Origin of the sequence: Telmatospirillum siberiense (genome assembly GCF_002845745.1) — a bacterium.
Lineage (GTDB): Bacteria > Pseudomonadota > Alphaproteobacteria > Rhodospirillales > Magnetospirillaceae > Telmatospirillum > Telmatospirillum siberiense.
Map to the genome: position 1 here is coordinate 1 of NZ_PIUM01000041.1, position 24,418 is coordinate 24,418.

Here is a 24,418-nt window from a genome sequence, read left to right on the forward strand (position 1 = left end):
CATGGCCGACCCGATGGTCGGCCAAACCCCCATGCTTGCCTGAACCAGAAAGCTCTTCCAGAAAAAACTTTCCCGTTGACACGCCGCCCCTCATATAAGGCCGGTGCCACTTTATTTCGGACCCCGCCTCATCCTCAAAAGTAGCTGGCGCTGACCAGATAGTCGCCACCGATCACCAGACACTCGCCTTCCCCCTTCAAAGGGTGGATGGGCAGCAGATTGTTGAAGAAGACGATCTTCACCTTCGGCACCACGACGGTCAGGATGGTGTCGCCGAAACAGTCGGCGACCTCGCGGTCAGTGCTGAAGGAGGCGAGATTGTTGAGGCGCATGACCACGGTCTTCTTGTCGATACGCTTCACGATTTGGTGCTCGTCGAAAGAATTGACGCCACGGTAAAGCGTCATCTGGGAATCCTGAGGATCGCCGTAGCGCTCGAACACCCACTGACAGAATTCATAAAGCATGTCGAGCTGGGTATAGATCGAGTTGTTGTGGAAGCGGCTGGACATCTTCTCCGAGATATAGGTCATCCAGCCGTCGGATGAGAAACGGGTGATCGTTTCCTTGTGATAGGTCGGGAAAAGACCGAACCGGCTTTCCACCCACCCCTTCAACACTGCGCCTTCCGGACCGTTGGAGTCGTAGCCCCACCCCTTCAGCAAGCGCAGGAAGCTGGCATGGTAATGGCGGACCGACTGCTTGGTCTTGGCCTGATCGCCCCGATCATGGTCCTGTTGTTCGGGGTCGATGCCGAACATGGCCATCATATATTTATAGAAGGCCTCTCCCGCCTCGTCCTGGCTTTCCGCCTGCGAGAGCATCTCGAAGAGGCTGGGATTCATCTCGCGCAACCCCGAGATATGCAGGGATACCGGATGCGCGTTGAAAGCCGTGCTGGCCAGCAGGTCGGTGGGCAACCCGACCAGATTGGTACTATGCCCAAGTCGACGGGATTCCGTCTCCTCCCCCATATGCGCCACCGCATTTCCCCCTTTTGCTTTTAAGAAAAGCTATACCTTAGGGGGCACTGGTGAAGGAACGATAATCCCCGTCCGTCACGAGGTTTTGCGGGAAATCGCCGCCAATGGCACGAAATTGGCTTTCTTGGCGGCCTCGGCCTGTTGGAAAACCTTGAAAACCTTTTCCGTCACCGCGTTGGAACTGACGAAATCGTTATAGGCGCGCTCCAGCGCGCCGGCATAGGCGCGGCCAAGCTCGACCGAATCGGCCGCGCCGGGCAGGCCCGATTGACCGATATAATCGTGAAAGCGCTTCAGGATATGCAGACGATTCACCCGCACCACCTGGGGATCGTATGGAACCTTGAGAAAATCCAGAAACTCTTCGGCCGACGACAGCCCCGCCAAGGTGTCGAGAAATTCACTCATCGTTCGTCTCCTGCCCTAATTTCCGAATAGACACTTGCGCGATGCCGTCGCCTCCGGCCCCGGCCCTATTGGCATGCACTGACGCCAAAGGACCGTGTCTCGCGATAAAGATCGAGCAATTCCTCGGTCCCCGGCGAACGCTTGGTGGTCGCCGCAAATGTGCGGATGCGCGATAAAACGACGCGCGCCTGCTTTTCCTCGATGGAAATGCCCAACTCGCCATAGGCCCAGAACACCGCCGCCAGACCGGAATGCTTGCCCAGCACCAGACGATGCTGGCGGCCCAGCTCCTTGGGATCGAGCGCCTGATAGTTGGCCGGGTCGCGCAACAGGCCGTGAACGTGGATGCCGGATTCGTGGGTGAAGATCCCCTCGCCGACAATCGATTTGTTCACCGGCACCGGACGTCCCGACGCCCCGGCGACCAGCGAGGAAATCGACTTGAGGTCGCTGGCCGCGACCCCGGTTGGACGTCCATAGAGATGCCGGAGCGCCACCACCACTTCCTCGAGCGGCGCATTGCCGGCCCGCTCGCCGAGGCCGTTGACCGTGGTGTTGACATGCGTCGCCCCGCCCCGGATCGCCGCCAGGGAATTGGCCGTCGCCAGACCGAGATCGTCATGGGCGTGGATTTCGAGTTCCATCGCCGTCGCCCGGCGCAACCGCAGAAAGGCGTCATGGGTGGTGAAGGGATCGAGAATGCCCAGCGTGTCGGCGAAACGGAACCGCCGGGCCCCGGCGCGCTCGGCGACCTCGATGACGCGCAGCAGGAAGTCGGGATCGGCCCGAGAACTGTCTTCGCCGCCCACCGCCACATCGAGCCCCGCGTCCCGCGCCTTTTTCACCATCCGCTCGATTTCCGCCAGCACCCAAGCGCGATCGCGCTCCAGTTTGTGGGTGATTTGCTGATCGGACACAGAAATGGACAGATTGACCATTGGAACGCCGGTGGCGATGGCGCCTTGCAGATCGTCGTCGCGCATGCGGCACCAGGCGATCGGACGCGCCGTCAGGCCGAGTCCGACGATGGCCCGGATTTCCTCCTGTTCCTCGTCCCCCATGGCCGGGATGCCGACCTCCAGTTCGGGCACGCCGGCCGCCGAGAGGATGCTGGCGATGGCGAGCCGTTCGTCGCTGGTGAAGGCGACACCGGCCATCTGTTCACCGTCCCGCAATGTCGTGTCGTTAATGACGACCAGTTTATCCATCATTCGCGGATCTCCTCGTCATGAATAGGCGGGTTGGAACTCTGCCGGGGCCCGGGCCGAGGACGACCAATATGGCGACATGGCCCGCAACCGCTCGATAATGCCGGGCAACACGGCGATCACCCGATCGACGTCTTCCTCGGTATTGTCGCGAGACAGGGAAAAGCGGGTGGCGCCATGGGCGGCGGTGAAGGGAATGTTCATCGCCCGCATGACATGTGAAGGCTCCAGCGATCCGGATGTGCAGGCCGATCCCGACGAGGCGGCGATGCCGGCACGGGAGAGCATCAGCAGAATCGCCTCGCCCTCGACGAATTCGAAGGCGATGGTGGTGGTGTTGGGCAATCGCTGTTCGACGTCGCCGGTGACGATGGTGTTGGGGATCAGGGCCATCAGTTCCCGCTCCAGCCGGTCGCGCAGCGAGCGGACGCGGATGTTTTCGTCGCGGAAGCCGGCCTGCGCCAGTTCGGCGGCCTTGCCCAACCCCACGATGCCCGCGGTGTTCTCGGTCCCGGCCCGGCGCCCGCGCTCCTGATGCCCGCCACGGAACAGCGGACGGAATTTGACGCCGCGTTTCAGATAAAGGGCGCCGACGCCCTTCGGCCCATGGATCTTGTGGGCGGATAGCGACAACATGTCGATCGCCGAATTGGAAAGGCGGAAGGGAACCTTGCCGACGGCCTGCACCGCGTCGGTATGGAAAAGAATGCCGTAGGGCTTGGCCATCTGCGCCAGATGCTCGATCGGAAAGATGGTTCCGGTCTCGTTGTTGGCCCACATGATGGAGACGACCGCGACATTCTCCGACAACGCGTTTTCATAGGCCTTGAGATCGAGGCGCCCCTGCCCGTCGACCGGGATGACGTGCAGCTTGTATCCCTCATGCCTGGCCAAATGCTCGCAGACCGTCAGAACCGCGTGATGTTCCACCGCCGAGGTGATGATCTCCCGGCGCTCGGGGTAGGCCCGCAAGGCCGAAATGATCGCCGTCGTATCGGATTCCGTACCACCCGACGTATAGACGATCTCGCTTTCATGGGCGACGCCCAGCAGGTTTTGCAGCCGCTCGCGGGCCGTCCGGATGGCGGGGGCGACACTGGCGCCGATGGCATGAATCGATGACGGATTGCCGAACTGCTCGGTGAAGAAGGGCAGCATCTCGGCCACCACGTCCGGCGCGCAGGCCGTCGTCGCGTTGTTGTCGAGATAGACGGTACGGGGCGAGGCTGAAACCGTCATCATGCGTCTCCCTCAGGCGGCTTGGGCGGGAATGACCCGCACGGGCTTGCCCAGCACCATCATCAAACGTTCCTGGACGCCCGACAGGGTGATCGACGACATCTGGCATCCGACACAGGAGCCGCGCAAATTGACCATGACCGTGTCGCCGTCGATATCGACCAGTTCGATATCGCCGCCGTCGCGCTGCAAGGTGGGCCGCAGTTCCTCGATCGCCGTCGTAATCAACTGGATCTTCTGCAGATTGGTCATCGGTTTATGGACTGGGGCCGAAGGCGCCACCGGACAAGAGGGGGCAGGGATTGTATCGATGGCACCTTCGGCCGCCATAGCCGTCAGAACCTGGCCAAGAACCTCCTCGATCTTCTCGTGGCAGGTCTTGCAGGCTCCTCCGGCCTTCGTGTAGTTGGTGATCTGTTCGATGGAGTTCAGTTTGTTGACGCGAACGGCGCGCTCGATCATGCCGGCATCTACGCCGAAGCACTTACAGATCAACGCGCCTTCCTCGTGGTCGTCGTCGGTCCAGACTTCGCCGCGGTAGTTGGCGATCGCCGCCCGCAGCGCTTCGGCGCCCATCACCGAACAGTGCATCTTTTCCGGCGGCAGTCCGTCCAGATAATCGGCGATGTCCTGATTGGTCACGGACAGCGCCTGGTCGATGGTCTTGCCGATAATGATTTCGGTCAAAGCCGAGGAAGAGGCGATCGCCGAACCGCAACCGAAGGTCTGAAAGCGCGCCTCGGTGATGGTATCGTTCGCCGGATCGATCTTCAAAAACAGCTTCAGCGCATCGCCGCAGGAAATGGAGCCGACCTCTCCGACGCCGTTGGCATCATCGAGAACGCCGGAATTCCGGGGATTGAAGAAGTGTTCCTGGACCTTCTCGGAATAGTTCCACATCGGCTTGTCCCCCCTCAGCAGAACGACTTGCCGCAGCCGCACTTGGCCTTGGCATTGGGATTGTTGAAAACGAAACCGGTCCCCGAGACGTCTTCGACGAAGTCCACCTCGGCGCCATCGAGCAAAGGCCAGCTGTCGGAATCGACGAAAACCTTCACCCCGGCGAAATCGACCACCGCGTCACCGTCCAGCGGTTCGCTTTCCAGGCCGAGCTTGTAGAGGTAGCCGGAACAGCCCCCGGTCTCCACGCTGATCCGCAATCCCGCCACCCCGTCTTCGGAGTCTTCCAGGACACGGCGAACGGCATCCACGGCATTATCGGTAAGAGCGATCATCGTCCGAATCTCCTTGCAGGCTTGGGCCCACGAAGAGAGAAAAGCAAATGCCGTGCCAATAGATAACTTATTGATTTTTAATGATTAGCGGTTTGTCAGAACTGCGACATCCCGCCATCTTGTCGCAGATGCGACAATGCCGACATTCCATTGGCGGGCGGGGTGGGAGGATTGCCGGATCAAGTCCACGATTGTCCGGCAAAGGATCCGTGCGTCGCCTCTATTTGAGTGGTGAGCACAACCCAAAACCGTCATTGCCGGGCTTGATCCGGCAATCCATGGTTGCAGTGGATCGGCCGACATCATTTGAAGCGGGCACGTGGATGCCCGTGTCAAGCACGGGCATGACGACTTATAATTGAGCGGTCGCCTCTGAATCTTTCCAAGTATTGAGGGCAAAATCACAGCCCCGGGGCCTCCATCGAGACGATGGCGTCGGACCGCGGCCCTTACCCGGCCTTGCGCAGCAGCGGGCTTTCCGCCTCGAAACACGTCCCGATGTCCGGACATTGCTGACAATTGGGCGATTTGCAGAGCCTCAAGCCCTCCTGCTCGCACATCATGCGGTAGAAGAACTTTTTCCAGCGCATGTTCTTGTCATTCATGGCGAACAGCGCCGGGAAATGGCGGCGGATCAATCCATTGAGATCATTCCGACTGGTCAGGCCGAGATCTTCCCACAGGTGATTGGCCGCCTGCGCCCGTCTCGCCACGATGGTGGCGAGCCATTCCTCCTCGGGCACGTTGCGGGCCCGATAGGACAGCAGGAGAAAACGAAAATCCTCCTCCTCGATCATCTCCTCGTCCGCGGACCGCGCATGCATCGGCACGACGATACCCGCGGCGGGGAAATAACTGGCGAGCAGAAGCCGCAGGACCGCCGGGGAAAGCCCCAGGAAATCCCACGGCGTCTGCTCTTTCTGGGTAAGGCCGGCGGCGAGAACGCAGGCGAAGACATGGCGATCGAAAGGATCGCGATGTCCGCCGCCCGCCATCAACCGCCCGTAGGCGCCTGCCGCCGGCGCCGACATCAGGCCGACGCCATGATGTCGGCCGCCCCGTGGGTCTGGGCACTCTTGCCGCAGACACGGGAACAGGCGCCGCAACCGACGCAATTGTCGCCGTTGCCGATGGTCATCACCTTCTTCTCAATCTCCTCGTCGGAATCGAGTTCGACGATATCGCCATCCTCGGTCATCGCTTTCAGTTCCAGCACGTCGAAGCCGCAAACCTTGTAACAACGGCCGCAGCCGATGCAGGCGTCGCCATCGATCGACTGGATGAACAAGGGTTGCCAGGGTTGGCCACCACGGGTCAGCGCCTGATACGTCATGTGTCCGATCTCCTAAAACAATAATCCATATGGTCGATAGCGGCTGTTCGCCGCCAGGTTCAGCCTTCCAAACTCTTCAAGCGCTCACGCGCCTCATGCAGCTTCTGATAGGCGGTCTGCGTCTGGGTGGCGACGGAGGCGACCGTTTGCCAACCAACGGGCAACTCCTCCGAAAGATCGTGCAGATCCATCTTCGCCTTGATCGCCTGAGCCGACAGCTTCTTGATCTCGGCCTTCAAATCATCGATTTCGCTCATCCCGCCCCCCATCACGCCTTGGCCACATCGGGATGCTTCTCGATCCAGGCCACCGCATCGTCGACCACCTTGGCCCCCTCGGCGGCCAGCTTGGCCAGGCTCGGAAAGCCGAACCGATGGACATCGCGCAAATGCTTGTTGATCACCACCAGGCGGCCGGCGGTCACCACCATGCGGCCGAACCCCTCGTGCGACATCTGCATGATCGGCGACGCCATCACCCCGGTGCGGCTTTCCACCTGCAATCCGACGGCGCCATAGAACCATTCGAGACGCGACAATTGGTCGGGATCCGGATCGCCGACGATGGGGATCAGCTTGCGCTTCTCCTTGTCGATCACATATTCGGCCAGCAATTGGCCCTCGTCCTTCTTGTCCCAGGTTCCGAACCGGTCCTGGGCGCGGATCAGCGAGATCAGCGCCCGCAGGAACGGACTTTGCAGTGCCTGGGCGTCGGCCTCGGCATCGGCGGTCAGCACGTCGCTCATGCATCCTCCTCAAGAAAATCCATACTGTGATTTTCGGTTTGCAGAACCTTGCGCAGCCACGGCGGCGGGTTGCCCTTGAGCATGCCCTGGACACGGCTGATGACATCGCTGATCGGCTCGACCGCCGGCAGCTTGATGGGATGGACCTTGAGGCCGATCACCCGCGCCGCGGCGGGGCCCCCGATCGCCAGCACGAAAAGCAGGGAACAGCCCTTCAAGGCGTCGACCTTCGGCCCCAACCGGTCGTCGCTGTCGGAGGGGTCATGGGTGCCGTCCTCGGCACTGGCATTGTCGAATTGCACGGCCTCGATCAGCCGCGAGGAGTCCTCGGTGATTTCATAGAAAACCATCTGCTTGGCGCCGCCGAAATGGGCGTCGACCTTTTTCAGATCATTGGTAGCGAACGCGACCTTCATAAACCCTTCCTCCTTTTCGACCGGCGCGGCGCCGGCGCCGTCAATGAGTCGCAGCCGGCGCATGGCCGTCCTCCACCGGGACGCCGGTGCCAAGCGGCGGCCATTCGTCTGGACCGTCCTCGTGGGAATGCTCGATCAACAGATTGCCCAGTGCGAAAATCAGATCGCGGGTTCCCTTGTAGCCGACCGTCCGCTGATGGGCCGCGCCCAGCCGGTCGAACATGGGGAAACCGACGCGGAACAGCGGCACCCCCAGGCGATGGGCGACCATCCGGCCATGGGAATGAGTCATCAGCAGGGCCGCGCCCTGTTCGGCCGCGCTCCGCTCGAAATCGTCCATGTCGCCGACCACCACCCGGGCGGCCGGAACCAGATCAAGCACGGGAGACTCGACGCTGGTCACCGCGGTGACCACCTCGCCCCCCATCTCCGCGAGGAAGGCCGAAAGCGAAAACAGCAAATCCGGCTCGGCCGCCAAGGCCACCTTGGTGCGGCCGAAGGAAAAATGCCCATCCAGCATGGCATCCTGGAGCTGGCTGCGCTGGCGGCGCACTTTGGGCGGCGCGCCACGGCCGGAAATCTTTTGCAGCAGGCGGACGAACGCGTCGACGGCGACCAGCCCGGTCAGGCGGTCGAGCACGGTGAAGGGCACGCCGGCCTTCGCCGCCAGGGCTTCGGCGGCCGGTCCCATCTGGCGGCCGATGGCGATGGTGTGGACAGAAGCCCCCATCGCGCGGATGTCCTCGACGGTGGTCCCGCCGTAGGTGGTTCCCACGTAATGGTCAGGCACATGTCCGTCCAGCGAACCGGACAGATCGGGCAGGATGATGGGCTCCAGCCCGAAGGCCTCGACCATCTCGCGGATTTCCTCGATATCCCCGGGCGTCAGATGACTGCCGGCCAGAATATTGACCTGCCCGGCGACGGATCCGCTCGCCGGCTGGACCAGCTGTTCGACCATGGCGGTGACCGCCTTCGCCCAACCCGTCTGCAAGGCTCCGGAGAAATCCGGAGTCGGCACGGCGACCAGGGCCACCCCGTCCAATTCCGGATGCCGCTGCCGGATCAGCCTGATGTCGCCGGCCAGATCCTCGCCCCGCGTTTCGGTCAAACCCGTCGTGCAGATGCCGATGACCCTGCACTGGGTCCGCTTATGAATGTTGACGCAGGCCTGCTCAAGATTGTCGAGACCGCCCAGGATGGTGGTGACTTCGTTCATCGCCGTCGTCTGGAACGGAATCGCCTCGCGAAAATGGCGCACCAGCAGAACCATTCCGAAAGCGGTGCATCCCTGGCTGCCGTGCAACAGGGGCATGCAGCTGTCCACGCCCATGAAGGCCATGGCGCCCCCCAGGGGCTGGCTCATCTTCAAGGGATTGATCGTCAGCGACTTGCGCGAGGCGACAACTTCGGCCATCGGTCAGCCCTCCCCTTCCATGTCGTCCCAGGGGGCCGGCAGGCGCAATTGCTCCCAGACGGGATTGGCCAGCGCCCTGTCGATCTCCTCGACCAGGGCCAGCATTCCGACGTAGCCGGCATAGGCCTGGTGCCGCTCCTGATTCATGTCGAGCCACGGCGTCTTGGCCTTCAGGGCGATGAACTGGGTGCGCCCGCCGGACAGCATCATGTCGGCCTCGCCCTCCTTCAGCATGCGGTACATCTCGCTCTGCGGCAGGGCTTCGTAGAGTTTGCCATCCTCGCCCATCAGGTCCCGGGCGCGCTCCTTGTCGTCCGCCGTCGATTTGCGCACGCTGGTGCCGATCACCCTGATGCCGACGTCGCCCAGAGCCGAAATCACCGACCAGGATTTGTGACCGCCCGTATAGAGCAGCACCTTCCGGCCTTCCAGCCGCCGCCGATAGGCCGCGAGCCGGGTCTCGACCTTGGCCTCCTCGCGCCCGATCAGGGCTTCCGTCCTCTCCAGCAGATCGGGCGGAGCCCCGCGCTCGACCAGCATGCGCGCGATGGTCCGCAAGGCCTGGGAGGTGTCGGTGATGCCGTAGAAAGAGCCCTCGAAGTAGGGAATGCCGTAGCGTTCCTCCAGCTTGCGGGCAACGTTGATCAAGGCCTGGCTACAGACGATCATGCTGATGCGCGCCCGATGGGCGACGGTGACGTCATGATAGCGGGCATTTCCGGTGATCCGCCCCAGCACGCGAATGCCCAATTCGGTGAGCAGCGGCTCGACCTGCCAGAGTTCGCCGGCGATGTTGTAATCGCCGATGATGTTGATGTCGCAGGGGGTGGTCACCGCCGGCTCCTCGGTGCCGATGACATAATCGAGCAAAGCCTCGCCGCCCAGCTTGTTGCCCAGGTTCTTCTTGCCGACGAACCCCGGCGCATTGACCGGAATGACCGGTTTGCCCAATTTCTGCGAGGCGACTTCGCAGACCTTGACGATATCGTCGCCGATCATCGCGGGCACGCAGGTCTGATAGACGAAGACGGCCGGCGGATCGAACCGCGCGATGGCCTCCTTGATGGCGCGATAGAGCTTCTTCTCGCCGCCGTAGACCACGTCGAGATCGCTCATGTCGGTGGTGGCGCCGATCCGGTAGGTCTCCGGCCCCGACGATTTGGCGTGCCGGTTGTCCCAGCCGTTGCCTTCGCAGGCGATCGGACCATGCACCAAATGGATGCAATCGGTGATCGGCTGCAAGGCGATCTTGGCGCCGTCGAAAGCGCAACCGCCGGCGGCGGCGCCCGGCGTCAACTGTTTCGCACAGCCGGCCTTGCGCTGCTTTTCGGTCTTGCCGCGGTTGGTCGCACACCCCGGCTCGTTGAAGACCTCTTGCACCTTGGCTTGCAACATGGAGACCTCCATCGCGATCCGAGACTGATGGATGCAAACCTTAGGCCAAAAAATAGATCATTTATTTTCAATAACTTGATATTTCGCCGTTTCCTTTTGTCGGGTCGATTGTCGGACAACGGACAATGCGTCCGACGATGCGCCGGGCGGACATGGCGAACAAAGCCGCCGTCGTTCAGGCGTCATATAAACTTAGGGCGTGTGGACATTCATGACGGCCAGGCCCCTTGATGGGGCGCCTTAACAGGCTGCGGAAAAAGTCGGAATTTCTTCGTCATTCCCGCGAAAGCGGGAATCCATGCTCTATCGGAATCAATATTTGCTGTCCCGACAATGCGCGTACCACAATATGGATCCCCGCTTTCGCGGGGATGACGACGGAAATGATGTCACGAAGACTTTTTCCACAGCCTCTTAAGACTTTTCCCGTTGCCTCCGGTTCCCCAATGGCCAGAAAGGCACCCCCGAATATTTTGAACCACCAAGGCACCAAGGTGGCGGAGTGTCCCACCGGCATTTTCCCGTCCTGCCATCGGCTGTCGGCCGAATGCCTGCGGCGCAGATTGGCCGCCGCCGACTGATCCAAAAGACGCCTTGGTGTCTTGGTGCCTTGGTGGTTCATCAAAAGCCGGAGGCCCCGGAACGATCAAGAGGACGACGGACATCCGGCCAATCGCCGAATGTCCACAGGCCCTGAGACACTAATATGAGGGGAAAGCCTCCAGAATCCCGTCCAGGATGCCGATCATCCGGTCGATCTCCTCGCCGGTGACGGTGAGGGCCGGCATGAAGCGCAGGAGATGGGGCCGTGGCGCGTTGAGCAGCAAGCCGCGCCGCAGGGCCTCGGCGACGACCTCGTTGCCGAGGTCGCGCCCGAGATCCAGCGCGAGAAGCAACCCCTTTCCCCGCACGCCGAGACCATGATGCTTTTCCGACAAGGCGATCAGCCGCTTTTCCAGGTAAGCACCCGATTTCGCCACGCCTTCCAGGAAGCCCGGTCTGGCAACCTCTTCCATGATGGCGCATCCGACGGCGGTCACCAGCGGATTGCCATTGAAGGTGCCCCCCTGATCCCCATAGTCGAAACAACAGACCGATTGCTCCGCGACCAGAGCGGCGATCGGCACCCCGCCCCCCAAACCCTTGGCCAAGGTCATGATGTCCGGCCGAATGTCCTCATGCTGGAAGGCGAACATCTTTCCGGTCCGTCCGATACCGGTCTGGACCTCGTCGAGGATCAGCAGGATGCCCCTCTGCCGCGTCAGCGCCCGGAGATCCTTGAGAAAATCGCTCTCCGCCACGATGACGCCGGCCTCGCCCTGAATGGGTTCCAGCATGACGGCCGCGGTCTTTCCGGTGATGACCCGTTCGACGGAGGCGATGTCGTTGATTTCGGCCTTGGGAAAACCGCAAACCCTGGGCTCGAACAGGCCATCCCACTGGGATTTTCCGGAAGCGGACATGGTCGCCAGGGTCCGACCGTGGAATCCATGATCCAGGGTGATGATCTCATAGGCTCCGTCACGGTATTTTTGGCCCCATTTGCGGGCGAGCTTGATCGCCCCCTCGTTGGCCTCGGCGCCGCTATTGGCGAAAAACACCTGATCCAGCCCGCTGGCCCCGGCGATCAATGTCGCCAGCCGGATCATCGGCTCGTTGAAAAAAGACGGGGCGCAGTTGATCAGCTTCGCGGCCTGTTCCGTCACGGCCGCGACGACGGCGGGCGGGCAATGGCCGAGAGTGTTGACCGCCCAGCCCTGGATGAAATCGAGATAGTCCTTGCCATCCCGATCCCTCAGCCACGATCCGTGCCCCTCGATGAAAACGATGGGCGGCCGCGGGGTGATGGGCATCACCGCCCCAACATCGCCAAGCGGCGGGATTAATGGGTCATAAGTCATCTGTTGCTCCTAATGGTGAAACGGAGCGACGGAGACCGGGCCTGAAAACGACGAAGGCCCCCATCGCTACCGACGGGGGCCTTCGTCAAGTCGACCGAAAAACGATCTACCTCTCGCGCACGACCCTCGTCCCCGCCAGACGGCGGGTAGCTCGGAAGTCGGAACGTCGATCGGCAAAATTGCAGGTCATGGGAACGGTATATCGCGCCATGCGAACGGGTGTCGAGAGAAAGTTCGTGCGGCCCCTGGGCAATCTGGTTCCCCCGATTGCCCAGGGGCGGAACCGGCTCATCGCCTTCGAATCCGCGATACCCCGTTGAGAGCGATTTCAGAACATGCTATAGCCACAACGATATTATGGGTATCAGGAGATAACTTCTGGTGGAGCCTCCGCCAGACGCGAGAGTCGTCCGGCGGAATCTCTTTCCCTGACATCGAAATCCAAGGACGCAATTGGGGCCGGACGCCGGTCCCCGCTCCCAGATGGAGAACTTTTACATGTCCGAAGACAACAAGGACGACACTTCGTCGTTGTCTCGCCGCACCTTTATCGGTGCATGCGCAGCCGTCCCCCTGACCGGAGCCGTCGCCGATCTGGCGATGGCCTCGACAGCCGACGGAACCCAGGGAGCGGCCGCTTCGTCCGGGGCCCCCTCCACGATGAGCTTCGACGTTCTGGTCGTCGGCTCCGGCGGATCGGGCTTGCGGGCCGCCGTCTATGCGATGCGGGCCGGCAATCTGTCGGTCGCCGTCGTTTCCAAGACGATGCCGACACGCTCGGCCACCTGCATGGCCGAAGGCGGCATCAACGGCGTCATCAGCTATCCCGGACAGAAGGACAGCCTGGATTCGCACGCCTTCGACACCGTCAAGGGCAGCGACTATCTGGGCGACCAGGATTGCATCGACTTTTTCGTCGAGAAGGCCTCCGAGGCCGTCCGCGAGACCGATTTCTGGGGCACGCCCTACAGCCGGGCCAAGGATGGCCGGATCGACCAGCGCTTCATGGCCGGCCACCAGTTCCCGCGCACCAATTATTCGGCGGACAAGACCGGGCATGCGCTTTTGCATTCCAACTTCGACTATGCCCTGGGCGCCGGCGTCAAGTTCCTGATCGACTACCAGCTTCTCGACGTCGGCGTCGAGGACGGGGTCTGCACCGGCGTGGTGATGCGCAATCTGAAGACCGGCGAGATCGTTCCGGTCCGGGCCCGCGCGGTCATCATGGCAACCGGCGGCTACACCCGCATTTTCTGGACGCGCACCAGCACGCCTTTCATCGCCACCGGCGACGGGACGGCGGCGGCCTTGCGGGCCGGCCTGCCCTTCAAGGATCCCGAAATGATCCAGTTCCACCCGACGGGCGTCGCCCATGGCGGTGTGCTGATCACCGAGGCGGCTCGCGGCGAAGGCGGCTATCTCCTGAACAACAAGGGCGAACGTTTCATGCAGCGCTATGCGCCGGGCAAGATGGAACTTGCCCCGCGCGACATCACGGCGCGGGCCATCGAGACGGAAATCGCCGAAGGCCGTGGTTTCGGCGAGGGGATGACGGCCTATGTGCTGATCGATCTCCGCCATCTCGGCCGCGAGAAGATCATCGAGCGTCTGCCGCAGATCCGTCATGTCGGACTGATGTTCGAAAACATCGATCTGATCGACCAGCCGTTGCCCATCCGTTCCACCGCCCACTATTCCATGGGCGGCATCGACGTGATCAATTTCCATACCATGGAAACGGCGATGCCGGGCCTGTTCGCCTGCGGTGAATGCGGCTGCGAATCCATCCACGGCGCCAACCGCCTGGGCGGCAACTCGCTGGCCGCCGCCATGGTCACCGGCAAGGAGGCCGGCATCGCCGCCGCCGCCTACGCCGCCAAGGCCCAGATGCCCGATGACAAGGCCCTGCAGCGGCTGGCCGATCAATGGCGCGACCATTTCCGCGAGAACACCGCCCGGACCAAGGGCACGCCCTTCACGGAGATCCGCGACCGCATGGCCCAGGTCCTGTGGGACGGCATGGGAATCTACCGCACCGAGAAAGGGTTGGCGGCCACCGTCGAAGCCCTGCGGGATCTTCACGCCGAATACCGCACCGCCAGCATCGGCAACGCGGGCCAAGTCTATAACAGCGCCTATACCCATTACATCGAGGTCGGCAACCTGCTGACCCTGGCCCGATGTGCGGCGCTGGCGGCCCTCGACCGGCGGGAATCCCGCGGCGCGCACACCCGCGTCGACTATCCGAAACGCAACGACAAGGACTACCTGCACCACAATCTGGTCAGTCTGAAGGGCGACGAACTCGTCCTCAACCAGCGTCCGGTGACAATCGTCCGGTTCAAGCCTGAGGAGCGCAACTACTGATGCGTACCATCACATTCGACATCGACCGGTTCGATGGAACCCGGTCATGGACCCAGTCCTACGCGTTTGAATACGACCCGACGCTGACGGTGCTGGGCAGCCTGATCCGCATCAAGGAGCAGCAGGATCCCAGCCTCAACTTCACCGCTTCCTGCCGTTGCGCCATCTGCGGATCCTGCGCCGTGCGCGTCAACGGCAACGCGGTTCTGGCCTGCGACACGCGGCTCGACACCGTCTTGAAGCAATGGGGTGCGGACACGCTGCACATCTCGCCGATCGGAAACTTCAAGGTCATCAGCGACCTGGTGGTCGACTGGGGCGACAAGATCGAACGGCTGCGTTCCGCCAAACCGGGACTCAAGGCGAAGAAGGAGTTTTCGGCGGACTCGGGCTGCCAGCAATCTCCGGCCGACTTCGCTAAGATCCAGAAGCAGTGGGACTGCATCCTTTGCGGCAGTTGCGCGTCGGAATGCAACAAGCTCACCGATAACGACCGCGACTTCCTGGAGCCTTTCGTCTACACCCACGCCAACCGCTACGCCCAGGACTCCCGCTCGGCGGACGGCATGGTTCACGTCAAGGAAATGGTGAAGCAGGGCCTGTGGAAATGCCTCCATTGCATGGAGTGCGTGACCAAGTGTCCCAAGCAGATCGCTCCCGCCGCCGACATCGCGGCGATGCGGGCCATGGCCTTCGCCGCCGGCAATACGGACGGCAAGGGGCCGCGCCATGCCGAGGCGTTCCGCACCGATCTGGAGAACACCGGGCGCCTGAACGAGGTCCGCTTGGTTCCCCGCACCGAAGGACTGATCGACGCCGCCACCGGCCGCATGGGCTTCACATACCGGATGCTGAAGCACGGCAAGCTGGGCGCGCTCGAAGCGGCTGAACTTTATCTCACGGACAACAAGCCCATCGAAGGAATCGACGGCTTACGCAAGATCATCCGCTATGAGAGGGATGGGAAATGACCCGCAAATATGCATTCTTCCCCGGCTGCGTGCTCAATGCCGCCGCACGCGAGGCGCGGGAAGCCACGGAAGCGGTGGCCGCCCGTCTCGGCATCGAACTGGTGGAAATCCCCGGCTGGAGTTGCTGCGGCGCCAGTCAGGTCCAGGATATCGAGCGGGAGACCGCGCTTGCCGTCAATGCTCGCAACCTGGCGCTCGCCGAAAAGATGGGGCTCGACGTCCTGACCGCCTGCAGCACCTGCGCCCTGATGCTGCGCACCGCCCGCCAGGAGCTTCTGGCCGGCCGCAAGGACGATATCAACAAGGCGTTGGCCACCGCCGGCCTGGAATACAAGGGCACGGCGGATGTGACCCATATCCTGTGGCTGTTGGCCGATACGGCGCCGGAATGGGCTCCGCTGGTCAAGAAGCCGCTCGGCAAGGTGAAAGTGGCCTCCTTCTACGGTTGCCACACGGTGCGTCCGCCGAAGGTGATGGACCATGAAAGCCATCTCAATCCGCAGAGCATGGAAACCATCATCACCGCTTGCGGCGCGACGCCGGTCCTGATCCCGGAACGGCTGAAATGCTGCGGCTTCCACGCGGTGTTTCCGGCCGAACCCACGGCGCTTCGCCTCACCGCCAACACGGCCGACGACGCCAAGAAGAACGGCGCCGATTGTGTGCTGACCCCCTGCCCGCTCTGCCAGATGCAGCTCGATATGTATCAGACGGACGCGCAGGCCGCCGTCGGCAAGGGCGGGGACACCCCCGTCCTCCACCTGACCCAATTGGTCGGACTGGCTCTCGGCATCGAACGGGAGAAACTGGGACTGTCGCGTCACATCATCAGCACCGACGCTCTTCTCGCCAAGTGCTGAGGATTTAAAAAAAGGCCGGCGGGTCGCCCCGCCGGCCTTTTCCGATCGAGCCCGTCCTTAACGGACCAGGTCGTAGGAAATACCCGTCTTCGCCGTCTCGACGTCGAGAACGTCCAGGATCTTGTCGAGGATCGTCCGCAACACCGCCAGGCCGCCCTGGTAACCCAGGACCGGGAACCGGTGATGATGATGCCGATCGAAGATCGGGAAGGTCAGCCGGATCAGTGGAATGCCCAGGTCGCGCTCCAGATACTTGCCGTAGGAATTGCCGATGAGGAATTCCGACGGTTCGGTGGCGAGAAGCGAGCGCATGTGCCACAGATCCTTGCCGGCCCAAACCTGGCCCTTGACGCCGTAAGGGCTGCTCTTCAGCAGGGTATCCATCTCGGCCGCCCATTCCTTGCCGCCGTTGGTCGACAGCAGATGGATCGGCTCGGCTCCCATCTCCAGCAGGAAACGGGTCATGCCGTAGACGAAGTCGGGATCGCCATAGACCGAGAAGGTCTTGCCATGGATCCAGGCATTGGAGTCGGCCATGGCGTCGACCAGACGACCGCGTTCGCGCTCCAGCGACTCGGGGATCGCCTTGCCGGTGATGGCGGAGAGCTTGACCAGGAACTCGTCGGTCGCCCCGACACCCAGCGGATAGTGGAACGCCGCCACGTCCTGGCCTTTGCTGGCCGCGTATTCCAGGCTCTTGTCGCTGCAGTACTTCTGCAGGCCGAAAGTCGCCTTGGCATCGAGCGCGGCGGCCACGTCGTCCAGCTTGGTGCCGCCGTCGAACATGCGGAAGGTGCCGTCCGTCGGCGTGTCGAAGACGTCGGAAACGTCGGAGAGGATGGTGTATTCGACGCCCATCTCGTTCAATATGCGCTTCAGTTCGCGGTTGTTGCCGACCGCATAGCCGTCAAAACCGGGAATGATGTTGATCGCGGTTCCGGCCTTGCGCTCGCGTCCTTCCCAGAAGGTGGTGAGCACGGCCTTGACCATAGCGTCATAGCCGACGATATGGCTGCCGACGAAAGAGGGCGTGTGGGCATAGGCAACAGGAAAGTCCTCGGGGATGCTCCCCTTTTCGCGGGCATTGCGAATGAAGGCGTTCAGGTCGTCACCGATCACCTCGGCGATGCAGGTGGTCGACACCGCGATCATCTTCGGCTTGTAGACGTGATAGGCGTTGTTCAGGCCGTCGATCATGTTCTGCAGTCCGCCGAACACCGCCGCGTCCTCGGTCATCGAGGTGGAGACCGCCGAGCAGGGCTCCTTGAAATGGCGGGTCAGGTGCGAGCGGAAATAGGCGGTGCAGCCCTGGCTTCCGTGGTTGAAGGAAAGCGTCCGCTCGAAGCCGGCACCGGCGAAGACCGCGCCCAGCGGCTGACAGGCCTTGGCCGGATTGACGGTCAGGGCTTCGCGGGCGAAGTTCTTCTCGCGGTATTCCCAGGTGTTGATGTAGGCGGCCTGCTGATCGATCGCCTCCTGGGGATGGCAGCCTTCGAACTGCTTCTTGTTCTCCATGAGCTGCTTGTATTCCGGCTCATTGAAGAGGGTCGAGTGGTCCTTAATCTTTTCTGCGCTCTGGGGCATTTTAGAGTACTCCTGCTCAGGCGGCTTTCCAGGGGGCCTTGGTCAAACCCCAGACGGGGCTGTTGACCGCGAGGTCCATGTCACGGGCGAAAATGGCGAAACCGTCATAGCCGTGATACGGACCCGAATAGTCCCAGGAATGCAGTTGGCGGAACGGAACGCCCATCTTCTGGGTGCCGTACTTTTCCTTGATGCCCGAACCGACCAGATCGGGTTGCAGACGCTCGATGAACTTCTCCAGCTCGAATTCCGAGACGTCATCATAGATCAGCGTGCCGTCCTTGACGTATTTGGTGGTGCGCTGATAGTCGTCGCCGTGGGCGAACTCGTAGCCGGTGCCGATCACCTCCATGCCCAGATCGCCATAGGCATCGGCGACGTGACGGGGACGCAGGCCGCCGACGTAAAGCATGATGCGCTTGCCTTCGAGCCGGGGCTTGTATTTCGCCAGGATGGCGTCGGCCATCGGCTGATATTTGGCGATGACCCGCTCGGCGCCGTCCTTGATCTTGTCGTCGAACTGCTCGGCGATGGCGCGCAAGCTCTTGGCGATCTGGGAGGGGCCGAAGAAGTTGTATTCCATCCATGGAATCCCGTACTTCTCTTCCATGTGCCGGCAGATGTAGTTCATCGACCTGTAGCAGTGGATCAGGTTCAGCTTGGCCTTGGAGCCCCGCTCCATTTCCGCCACTGAGGCATCGCCCGACCACTGGGCGATGACCCTGAGGCCCATTTCCTCCAGGAGGATGCGGCTGGCCCAGGCGTCGCCGCCGATGTTGTAATCGCCGACGATCACCACGTCATAGGGCGTGCCCTCGAAAGGCTTGTCGGCGGCCTTGTCAACCACATAGTCGCGCATGACGTCGTTGGCGATATGATGACCCAGCGACTGGGAGACGCCACGGAAGCCTTCGCAGCGGACCGGGGCCACGACCTTGCCGATTTCCTTGGCCTTCTTCTTGGCAACGGCCTCGATATCGTCGCCGATCAGACCGATCGGGCATTCCGACATCACCGAGACGCCATTGTTCAAGGGGAACAGGGTCTCGATTTCGTTGATCAGCTTGTCGAGCTTCTTGTCGCCGCCGAAGACGATGTCCTTCTCCTGGAAGTCCGAGGTCACCTGCATGGTGACCCAGCTGTTCACACCGGTAATGCCGGTCGAATAGTTGCGGCGCTGCGACCAGGAATAATGTCCGCAGCCGACCGGACCATGGCTCACATGCACCATGTCCTTGACCGGCCCCCACACCACGCCCTTGGCACCGGCATAGGCGCATCCACGGACCGTCATCACGCCGGGAATCGATTTGACGTTGGACTTAACACCGCAATCGGGCTTGCCTTCCTCATAAACGTTGAGGTGCTTGGCCCGCTTCTTTGCGGTCTTTTCCGGGTACTCCTTGAGTACCTCCTCGATGAGCGCTTTCCGCTCCGCCTTGACATCCACAGTCATGTCAGTCTCCTAAATCTCAGATATGCGTGGCGGAAACGCCCGCAGCTTGGGTCGGAGGACCGGAGGCGCCGGATGGTTCCCGGCGCCTCCAACGCATCAGGCGTTGGCAGCCTTGCCGATGACCGCTTCGTCTTCCTTGGTCATGATGCCGAATTCCATCAGCAGCTCTTCCAGCTCCTCCATGGTGATCGGCGTCGGAATGGTGCCCTTGCCGCCGTTCTCATGGATCTTCTTGGCCAGTTGGCGATATTCGTCGGCCTGCTGGGAGTCCGGCGCATATTCGATGACGGTCATGCGGCGCAGTTCGGCGTGCTGCACGATGTTGTCGCGCGGCACGAAATGGATCAGCTTGGAATTAAGCTTCTTGGCCAGCGCTTCGGCCAAATCCAGCTCCTTGTCGGTCTGACGCGAGTTGCAGATCAGCCCGCCCAAACGGACGCCGCCGGTGGAGGCATATTTCAGAATGCCCTTCGAGATGTTGTTGGCCGCGTACATGGCCATCATCTCGCCCGACATGACGATGTAGATCTCCTGGGCCTTGTTCTCGCGGATCGGCATGGCGAAACCGCCGCAGACCACGTCGCCCAGCACGTCGTAGGAGACATAGTCGATGCCGTCATAGGCGCCGTTCTCTTCCAGGAAGTTGATCGAGGTGATGACGCCGCGGCCGGCGCAGCCCACACCCGGCTCCGGTCCGCCCGACTCGACGCAGCGGATGTCCTTGTAGCCGGTCTTGAGCACGTCCTCGAGTTCCAGATCCTCGACCGAGCCAGCCTCGGCGGCCAGCGACAGGACGGTGTCCTGGGCCTTGGCGTGCAGGATCAAGCGGGTGGAGTCGGCCTTGGGGTCGCAGCCGACGATCAGGATCTTCTGATCGAGGTCGGCCAGGGCGGCCAAGGTGTTCTGGGAGGTCGTGGATTTGCCGATGCCCCCCTTGCCGTAGAAAGCGACTTGTCGCAATTTGCCCATCGGGTGCTCCTGTTGCTTCGGTTCGAAACTGAATTGCGGGGCGCGAGCCACCGCTACAGAACCCCTAACAGCAAAGGTCGTGCCAAAGCCCGAAGACGCTCCGACGATAGAGCTTTTATCCTTTGTTTTCAGCCACATGATAAAGGGAACACCAGGCCGGGCGCCCCCCATCCAAGGGTGTCCGGAACCCGACAATGGTCCGACATCTATGTCGAGACCCGCACAGGATCCGGAGGATATATGACTAAATTCCGCCGATTAGGCCTGGGCATGATTCTTGCTGTAGTGTTTATTTAAGCTCCACCTTGACGGGGCACATCTTCGGCGGCGGCATGGAGCAGATCAGTCTTAAGGAAAGAGCGCTCGGCGCTTATCTCGGTCTGGCCGTGGGCGACGCCCTGGGTGCCACGGTCGAATTCCTGACGCGTTCGGAGATCGCTGCCAAATATGGCACGCATTGCCGGATGATCGGGGGCGGCTGGCTGAAACTGAAGCCCGGCCAGGTGACCGACGACACCCAGATGGCGATCTATCTGGGACGCTCGATCCTGGCCGCCCGGGGCTGGGATCCGAAACTGACCTGCGACCACTTCACCGAATGGCTGAAAAGCAAGCCGGTCGACGTGGGCAGCACCTGTCGGCGCGGCATCCGCCGCTACATGGTGGAAGGCACCCTATCGACCCCTTTCCATGAAGGCGACGCCGGCAACGGCGCGGCCATGCGCAATCTTCCGGTAGCCATCGCCACGCTGCATGACGCGGAGGCCTGTACCAGATGGACCACCGAACAGGCCCATATAACGCATAATCATCCCCTGTCCGATTCCGCCACTCTATGCCTTGGGCATATGGTCCGCGCCCTGCTGCTGGGAGGTGGCATCCGCGGCGCCAGGGCCGAGGCCAACACGCTGATCGCCACCCATAAGACGTTCAAGTTCGAACCCTATCGCGGCAACGCCTCGGCCTACATCGTCGACACCATGCAGACCGTTCTCCATCACTACTTCCGCACCGACAGCTATCGATCCTGCGTCATTGAAGTGATCAATCAAGGAGGCGACGCCGACACCACGGGGGCCATCGCCGGCATGCTGGCGGGCGCGACCTACGGCGTGCAGTCCATTCCGAGCGGCTGGATACAGAAGCTCGACCCCGCCATCAGGGGCGAAATTGAAACACAGGTTGTCGACTTGCTGACAATCGCCGAGACCAACCGTTTTTGACCGGGCACCGGTCGCCCCGCCAAATGTTCGGACTGAGCCAGAAAGGGAACGGCTTGACGGGAGTAAGGAAATGCCTTACTTCCTTGACAAGGAAATTCCTTACTTGGAGTCGCTATGATCACAAGCAAACTAACGAGCAAGGCACAGACGACGATACCACAACCGGTTCGTGCTGCCCTGCACCTCAAGGAGGGTGATGAAATCCTCTACGTGATCGAGGGCGACAAAGTGGTGTTGACCCGTTCTGTCAAAGACCAGTTGGATGATCCGTTCGCCACGTTCGGAGAATGGGCCAGCGATGCGGATCGGCGTGCCTATGCCGGACTTTAACACCTGGGATATCATCAAGGTCCCTTTTCCCTACACCGATAGGCCTGTGCGAGAACGTCGTCCTGCCGTCGTTGTTGCCGCCAACGGTATCCAGCAGGAACACGGCCTGTTGTGGGTTCTCATGATCACCAGTGCCGAGAACCGTGGATGGCCCGGCGATGTATTGGTGTCGAATCTCGCCTTGGCCGGTTTGCCGGCTGAATCGGTCGTTCGCACCGCGAAGATCGCCACGATCGAAATCAAAGAAGCTGAGCGTATTGGAAGCCTGCCGGCGGCCGATAGGGGTCTTGTGGCGCAACACCTCATCACCGAATTGGCTCGATCGACGAACTGACGCAAGGAGAACCGTCCATGGCCAACGTCCTGTTCTACGAAAAGCCCGGCTGCCGCAACAACACGCGGCAAAAGGCATTGCTGGAGGCGTCAGGCCATCGGGTTGACGCAAGAAGCCTGCTGACGGAACCCTGGACGAAGGAACGCCTGCGCGGCTTCTTCGGCGATCTGCCGGTGGCCGCCTGGTTCAATCGGGCAGCGCCGAAGGTCAAGGACGGCACCGTCGTGCCGGAACGCTTCACCGAGGCTGAGGCCCTGGCCGCCATGCTGGCCGATCCCCTGCTGATCCGCAGGCCCTTGATGGAGGTCGACGGAGAGAAATCGGTGGGATTCGACGCCGGGCGCATCCGGGAATGGATCGGCCTGATCGACCCGGAAACCCCTCCCTCCGAGGGTTGCCTGCGCACCGACGGCCACTCCTGCCCGACCCCCCGGTAGCAAGTTCCGGAATTCTTGAGCCTCCGAGGCGTCAAGGGCGCACTGTCTTGTTAATTTATCACAGATGGGAACAGATGAACTCAGATGAACACAGATAGAGAAGAATCCTTATCTGTGCTCATCTGAGTTCATCTTCGATTATCTGTGATAAATACCTCACCCTGGCGGGACAGGACTAGAGTGGTTTGCGGTCGTATTGAATCATCGTTTTTTCCGTCACCCCCGGACTTGATCCGGGGGTCCATGGATTGCCGGGTCAAGCCCACGGCTGTCCGGCACAGTTTGTGCGTTGCTCGCATTTGAGTGATAGCCGCAACCAAAAACCGTCATTGCCGGACTTGATCCGGCAATCCATGATTGCATGGATCGATCGACGTCATTTGAAGCGGGCACGTGGATGCCCGGATCAAGTCCGGGCATGACGACTTATAGTTGAATAGAAGCGTATAAATTTTCCCGACTATCGAGGGCAAAATCCGTGCCGGACAGCCGTCGGTCAAGCCCGGCAATGACGAAAGGGTAAGTGACCCAACGTGGTCGCAAATCGCTCTAACGATTATTTCCCGACACCGATCAATAGATCCACCGCCTCGGACAGGGGCAGGTCGATCTGCGTGATGCCTTCCAATTCCAGGAAGCGCCTCTCGTTCTTCGTCAGTTCGCCGGTCAGTACGGCATAATGGGGGCCGGCCGAGCGCTTGATGATCTGGTGGGCGAAGGTCCGCTGCATCTGGTCGTAGAAGCGGCATCCCAGGAAGGCGAACCCGAGATTTCCCCGCAGTTCGATCACCGTTTCCGGAATAGGCGTCTGGATATCGATTTCCGTCAGGACTTCGACATAATCGGAATCGGAAATCAGGAAATTGGCCGCCGGGCGCACGGCGCCATGCGGTTTGTAGAGCACGGTCGCGCCATTGGCCGACACGCCGGAAATCTCCGCGCCGGAAGCGTCATAGCACTTGCCCCACGGCTCCTCGTAGGTTTGACCGCTGCGGCGGATTCCCTGCCACTCCACGAAAGGCGCCGCCTTTCCGCGCAAGGCATCGGCCATCATGGTGTCATACCAAGTATCGACGATCAGCGGCAGGCCGAGACCGGCCAGCCAGCCGTGCAGGCGCGTCGGTGCCGGAACGGGGGCGAACAAATCCTCGAGAAGACGAACCAGGGTGATTCGATGCTTGAAGGATTCGATCCATTGCGCGGTCGCCCAGAGATTGTTGCGAATCCGACCGGAAACGCTGATCCGGCCGTTAATCGCCGCGGCCAGGGCGAGGGCTGAGTCGGGAACGGCGGCCGGACCATCCAATGTGAGCAGATCGGGGCCGAGATAGGGCGCAAGGCGCCCCGCCGCCAACCCAGCGGCGATCTCGTTCATCGGGTTATGGGGCATGGCGCTCAATCGTCCGAGCGCTTGCGGGCTTCGACGGTGATCGGCAAACGGGTGTCGGCCGCCATCTCCGGCAATTCGAGCACCCAGCCGTTGCCGAGCTTGATCCACCCGCCCCACAAGGTTTCCTTTTCCGACTCGACGACGGTCTCTTCGAGATCCTTCTTCGGAACATAGACCGACGTCTTGCCGGCGGCGTTGCGGATCATCACCTTCATGC

27 protein-coding genes are annotated in these 24,418 nt (G+C 61.6%); 7 read left to right on the forward strand and 20 right to left on the reverse strand.

Annotated features, from left to right (window positions below):
- Nucleotides 1-134: 134 nt before the first annotated feature.
- The 15 genes from CWS72_RS24170 to CWS72_RS24235 form a co-directional block, all read right to left on the reverse strand.
- Nucleotides 135-974, reverse strand: coding sequence for an NAD(+)--dinitrogen-reductase ADP-D-ribosyltransferase (locus tag CWS72_RS24170; RefSeq protein WP_101253227.1), 840 nt, complete (start codon nt 972-974; stop codon nt 135-137).
- An 84-nt stretch (nt 975-1,058) separates the two neighbouring features.
- Nucleotides 1,059-1,391, reverse strand: a complete 333-nt coding sequence (gene nifW / locus CWS72_RS24175; protein WP_101253228.1) for a nitrogenase-stabilizing/protective protein NifW — start codon at nt 1,389-1,391, stop codon at nt 1,059-1,061.
- Nucleotides 1,392-1,456: 65 nt separating this feature from the next.
- Nucleotides 1,457-2,602, reverse strand: coding sequence for a homocitrate synthase (nifV, locus tag CWS72_RS24180; protein ID WP_101253229.1), 1,146 nt, complete (start codon nt 2,600-2,602; stop codon nt 1,457-1,459).
- Nucleotides 2,603-2,617: 15 nt separating this feature from the next.
- Nucleotides 2,618-3,841 (reverse strand): cysteine desulfurase NifS, encoded by a 1,224-nt coding sequence (nifS, locus tag CWS72_RS24185; RefSeq protein WP_420824084.1) that lies wholly within the window; start codon nt 3,839-3,841, stop codon nt 2,618-2,620.
- A 9-nt stretch (nt 3,842-3,850) separates the two neighbouring features.
- Nucleotides 3,851-4,738 carry a Fe-S cluster assembly protein NifU gene (nifU, locus tag CWS72_RS24190; RefSeq protein ID WP_101253230.1) on the reverse strand — a complete coding sequence of 296 codons (888 nt, stop codon included), beginning with the start codon at nt 4,736-4,738 and terminating at the stop codon, nt 3,851-3,853.
- A gap of 14 nt (nt 4,739-4,752) precedes the next feature.
- On the reverse strand, nt 4,753-5,073 hold the full coding sequence (locus tag CWS72_RS24195; protein WP_101253231.1) for a HesB/IscA family protein: 321 nt from the start codon (nt 5,071-5,073) through the stop codon (nt 4,753-4,755).
- A 449-nt stretch (nt 5,074-5,522) separates the two neighbouring features.
- Complete coding sequence (locus CWS72_RS24200; RefSeq protein WP_101253232.1) at nt 5,523-6,104, reverse strand: nitrogen fixation protein NifQ; 582 nt, start codon at nt 6,102-6,104, stop codon at nt 5,523-5,525.
- Nucleotides 6,104-6,406 carry a ferredoxin III, nif-specific gene (fdxB, locus tag CWS72_RS24205; protein WP_101253233.1) on the reverse strand — a complete coding sequence of 101 codons (303 nt, stop codon included), beginning with the start codon at nt 6,404-6,406 and terminating at the stop codon, nt 6,104-6,106. The genes CWS72_RS24200 and fdxB overlap by 1 nt, the downstream gene beginning before the upstream one ends.
- Before the next feature lie 59 nt (nt 6,407-6,465).
- Nucleotides 6,466-6,663: a CCE_0567 family metalloprotein gene (locus CWS72_RS24210; protein ID WP_101253270.1), complete on the reverse strand. Its 198-nt coding sequence runs from the start codon at nt 6,661-6,663 to the stop codon at nt 6,466-6,468.
- Nucleotides 6,664-6,674: 11 nt separating this feature from the next.
- Nucleotides 6,675-7,151, reverse strand: a complete 477-nt coding sequence (locus CWS72_RS24215; RefSeq protein ID WP_101253234.1) for a NifX-associated nitrogen fixation protein — start codon at nt 7,149-7,151, stop codon at nt 6,675-6,677.
- The gene (nifX, locus tag CWS72_RS24220; protein WP_101253271.1) at nt 7,148-7,567 is read right to left on the reverse strand and encodes a nitrogen fixation protein NifX; all 420 of its coding nucleotides are present in this window, start codon (nt 7,565-7,567) and stop codon (nt 7,148-7,150) included. The genes CWS72_RS24215 and nifX overlap by 4 nt, the downstream gene beginning before the upstream one ends.
- A gap of 40 nt (nt 7,568-7,607) precedes the next feature.
- Complete coding sequence (gene nifN, locus CWS72_RS24225) at nt 7,608-8,984, reverse strand: nitrogenase iron-molybdenum cofactor biosynthesis protein NifN (RefSeq protein WP_101253235.1); 1,377 nt, start codon at nt 8,982-8,984, stop codon at nt 7,608-7,610.
- Between the two features lie 3 nt (nt 8,985-8,987).
- Nucleotides 8,988-10,379, reverse strand: coding sequence for a nitrogenase iron-molybdenum cofactor biosynthesis protein NifE (nifE, locus tag CWS72_RS24230; protein ID WP_101253272.1), 1,392 nt, complete (start codon nt 10,377-10,379; stop codon nt 8,988-8,990).
- A gap of 274 nt (nt 10,380-10,653) precedes the next feature.
- Complete coding sequence (locus tag CWS72_RS27550) at nt 10,654-11,001, reverse strand: hypothetical protein (RefSeq protein ID WP_146002872.1); 348 nt, start codon at nt 10,999-11,001, stop codon at nt 10,654-10,656.
- Between the two features lie 79 nt (nt 11,002-11,080).
- Nucleotides 11,081-12,280 carry an acetylornithine transaminase gene (locus CWS72_RS24235; protein ID WP_101253236.1) on the reverse strand — a complete coding sequence of 400 codons (1,200 nt, stop codon included), beginning with the start codon at nt 12,278-12,280 and terminating at the stop codon, nt 11,081-11,083.
- A gap of 498 nt (nt 12,281-12,778) precedes the next feature.
- On the opposite strand from CWS72_RS24235, the gene CWS72_RS24240 reads away from it, so the two are divergent.
- From CWS72_RS24240 to CWS72_RS24250, 3 genes are read left to right on the forward strand one after another with little or no spacing between them, the layout of a single operon-like run.
- The gene (locus CWS72_RS24240) at nt 12,779-14,647 is read left to right on the forward strand and encodes an FAD-dependent oxidoreductase (protein WP_101253273.1); all 1,869 of its coding nucleotides are present in this window, start codon (nt 12,779-12,781) and stop codon (nt 14,645-14,647) included.
- Nucleotides 14,647-15,618 carry a succinate dehydrogenase/fumarate reductase iron-sulfur subunit gene (locus CWS72_RS24245; protein ID WP_101253237.1) on the forward strand — a complete coding sequence of 324 codons (972 nt, stop codon included), beginning with the start codon at nt 14,647-14,649 and terminating at the stop codon, nt 15,616-15,618. Before CWS72_RS24240 ends, CWS72_RS24245 begins: the two co-directional genes overlap by 1 nt.
- Nucleotides 15,615-16,478 (forward strand): CoB--CoM heterodisulfide reductase iron-sulfur subunit B family protein, encoded by an 864-nt coding sequence (locus CWS72_RS24250; protein WP_101253238.1) that lies wholly within the window; start codon nt 15,615-15,617, stop codon nt 16,476-16,478. The genes CWS72_RS24245 and CWS72_RS24250 overlap by 4 nt, the downstream gene beginning before the upstream one ends.
- A gap of 57 nt (nt 16,479-16,535) precedes the next feature.
- Here the strand turns inward: CWS72_RS24250 and nifK are convergent, their stop codons facing one another.
- From nifK to nifH, 3 genes are all read right to left on the reverse strand, one after another.
- Nucleotides 16,536-18,062 carry a nitrogenase molybdenum-iron protein subunit beta gene (gene nifK / locus CWS72_RS24255; protein ID WP_101253239.1) on the reverse strand — a complete coding sequence of 509 codons (1,527 nt, stop codon included), beginning with the start codon at nt 18,060-18,062 and terminating at the stop codon, nt 16,536-16,538.
- Between the two features lie 16 nt (nt 18,063-18,078).
- Nucleotides 18,079-19,518 (reverse strand): nitrogenase molybdenum-iron protein alpha chain, encoded by a 1,440-nt coding sequence (gene nifD, locus CWS72_RS24260; protein ID WP_101253240.1) that lies wholly within the window; start codon nt 19,516-19,518, stop codon nt 18,079-18,081.
- 96 nt (nt 19,519-19,614) lie between these two features.
- Nucleotides 19,615-20,487: a nitrogenase iron protein gene (gene nifH, locus CWS72_RS24265; protein ID WP_101253241.1), complete on the reverse strand. Its 873-nt coding sequence runs from the start codon at nt 20,485-20,487 to the stop codon at nt 19,615-19,617.
- A gap of 332 nt (nt 20,488-20,819) precedes the next feature.
- On the opposite strand from nifH, the gene draG reads away from it, so the two are divergent.
- The 4 genes from draG to CWS72_RS24285 all read left to right on the forward strand — a co-directional run bounded on the left by draG (nt 20,820) and on the right by CWS72_RS24285 (nt 22,811).
- Entirely contained in the window at nt 20,820-21,710 is an 891-nt protein-coding gene (draG, locus tag CWS72_RS24270) for an ADP-ribosyl-[dinitrogen reductase] hydrolase (protein WP_101253274.1), read from the forward strand.
- 114 nt (nt 21,711-21,824) lie between these two features.
- Nucleotides 21,825-22,040 carry an AbrB/MazE/SpoVT family DNA-binding domain-containing protein gene (locus CWS72_RS24275; RefSeq protein ID WP_101253242.1) on the forward strand — a complete coding sequence of 72 codons (216 nt, stop codon included), beginning with the start codon at nt 21,825-21,827 and terminating at the stop codon, nt 22,038-22,040.
- Nucleotides 22,009-22,374, forward strand: a complete 366-nt coding sequence (locus CWS72_RS24280; RefSeq protein ID WP_241911874.1) for a type II toxin-antitoxin system PemK/MazF family toxin — start codon at nt 22,009-22,011, stop codon at nt 22,372-22,374. The genes CWS72_RS24275 and CWS72_RS24280 overlap by 32 nt, the downstream gene beginning before the upstream one ends.
- Nucleotides 22,375-22,391: 17 nt before the next feature.
- Nucleotides 22,392-22,811, forward strand: coding sequence for an ArsC/Spx/MgsR family protein (locus tag CWS72_RS24285; RefSeq protein WP_101253244.1), 420 nt, complete (start codon nt 22,392-22,394; stop codon nt 22,809-22,811).
- A 556-nt stretch (nt 22,812-23,367) separates the two neighbouring features.
- Here CWS72_RS24285 and CWS72_RS24290 read toward each other — a convergent pair.
- Nucleotides 23,368-24,201, reverse strand: a complete 834-nt coding sequence (locus CWS72_RS24290; protein ID WP_101253245.1) for an SIR2 family NAD-dependent protein deacylase — start codon at nt 24,199-24,201, stop codon at nt 23,368-23,370.
- Nucleotides 24,202-24,206: 5 nt separating this feature from the next.
- Nucleotides 24,207-24,416 carry a putative nitrogen fixation protein NifT gene (gene nifT, locus CWS72_RS24295; RefSeq protein ID WP_101253246.1) on the reverse strand — a complete coding sequence of 70 codons (210 nt, stop codon included), beginning with the start codon at nt 24,414-24,416 and terminating at the stop codon, nt 24,207-24,209.
- Between the last annotated feature and the right edge of the window lie 2 nt (nt 24,417-24,418).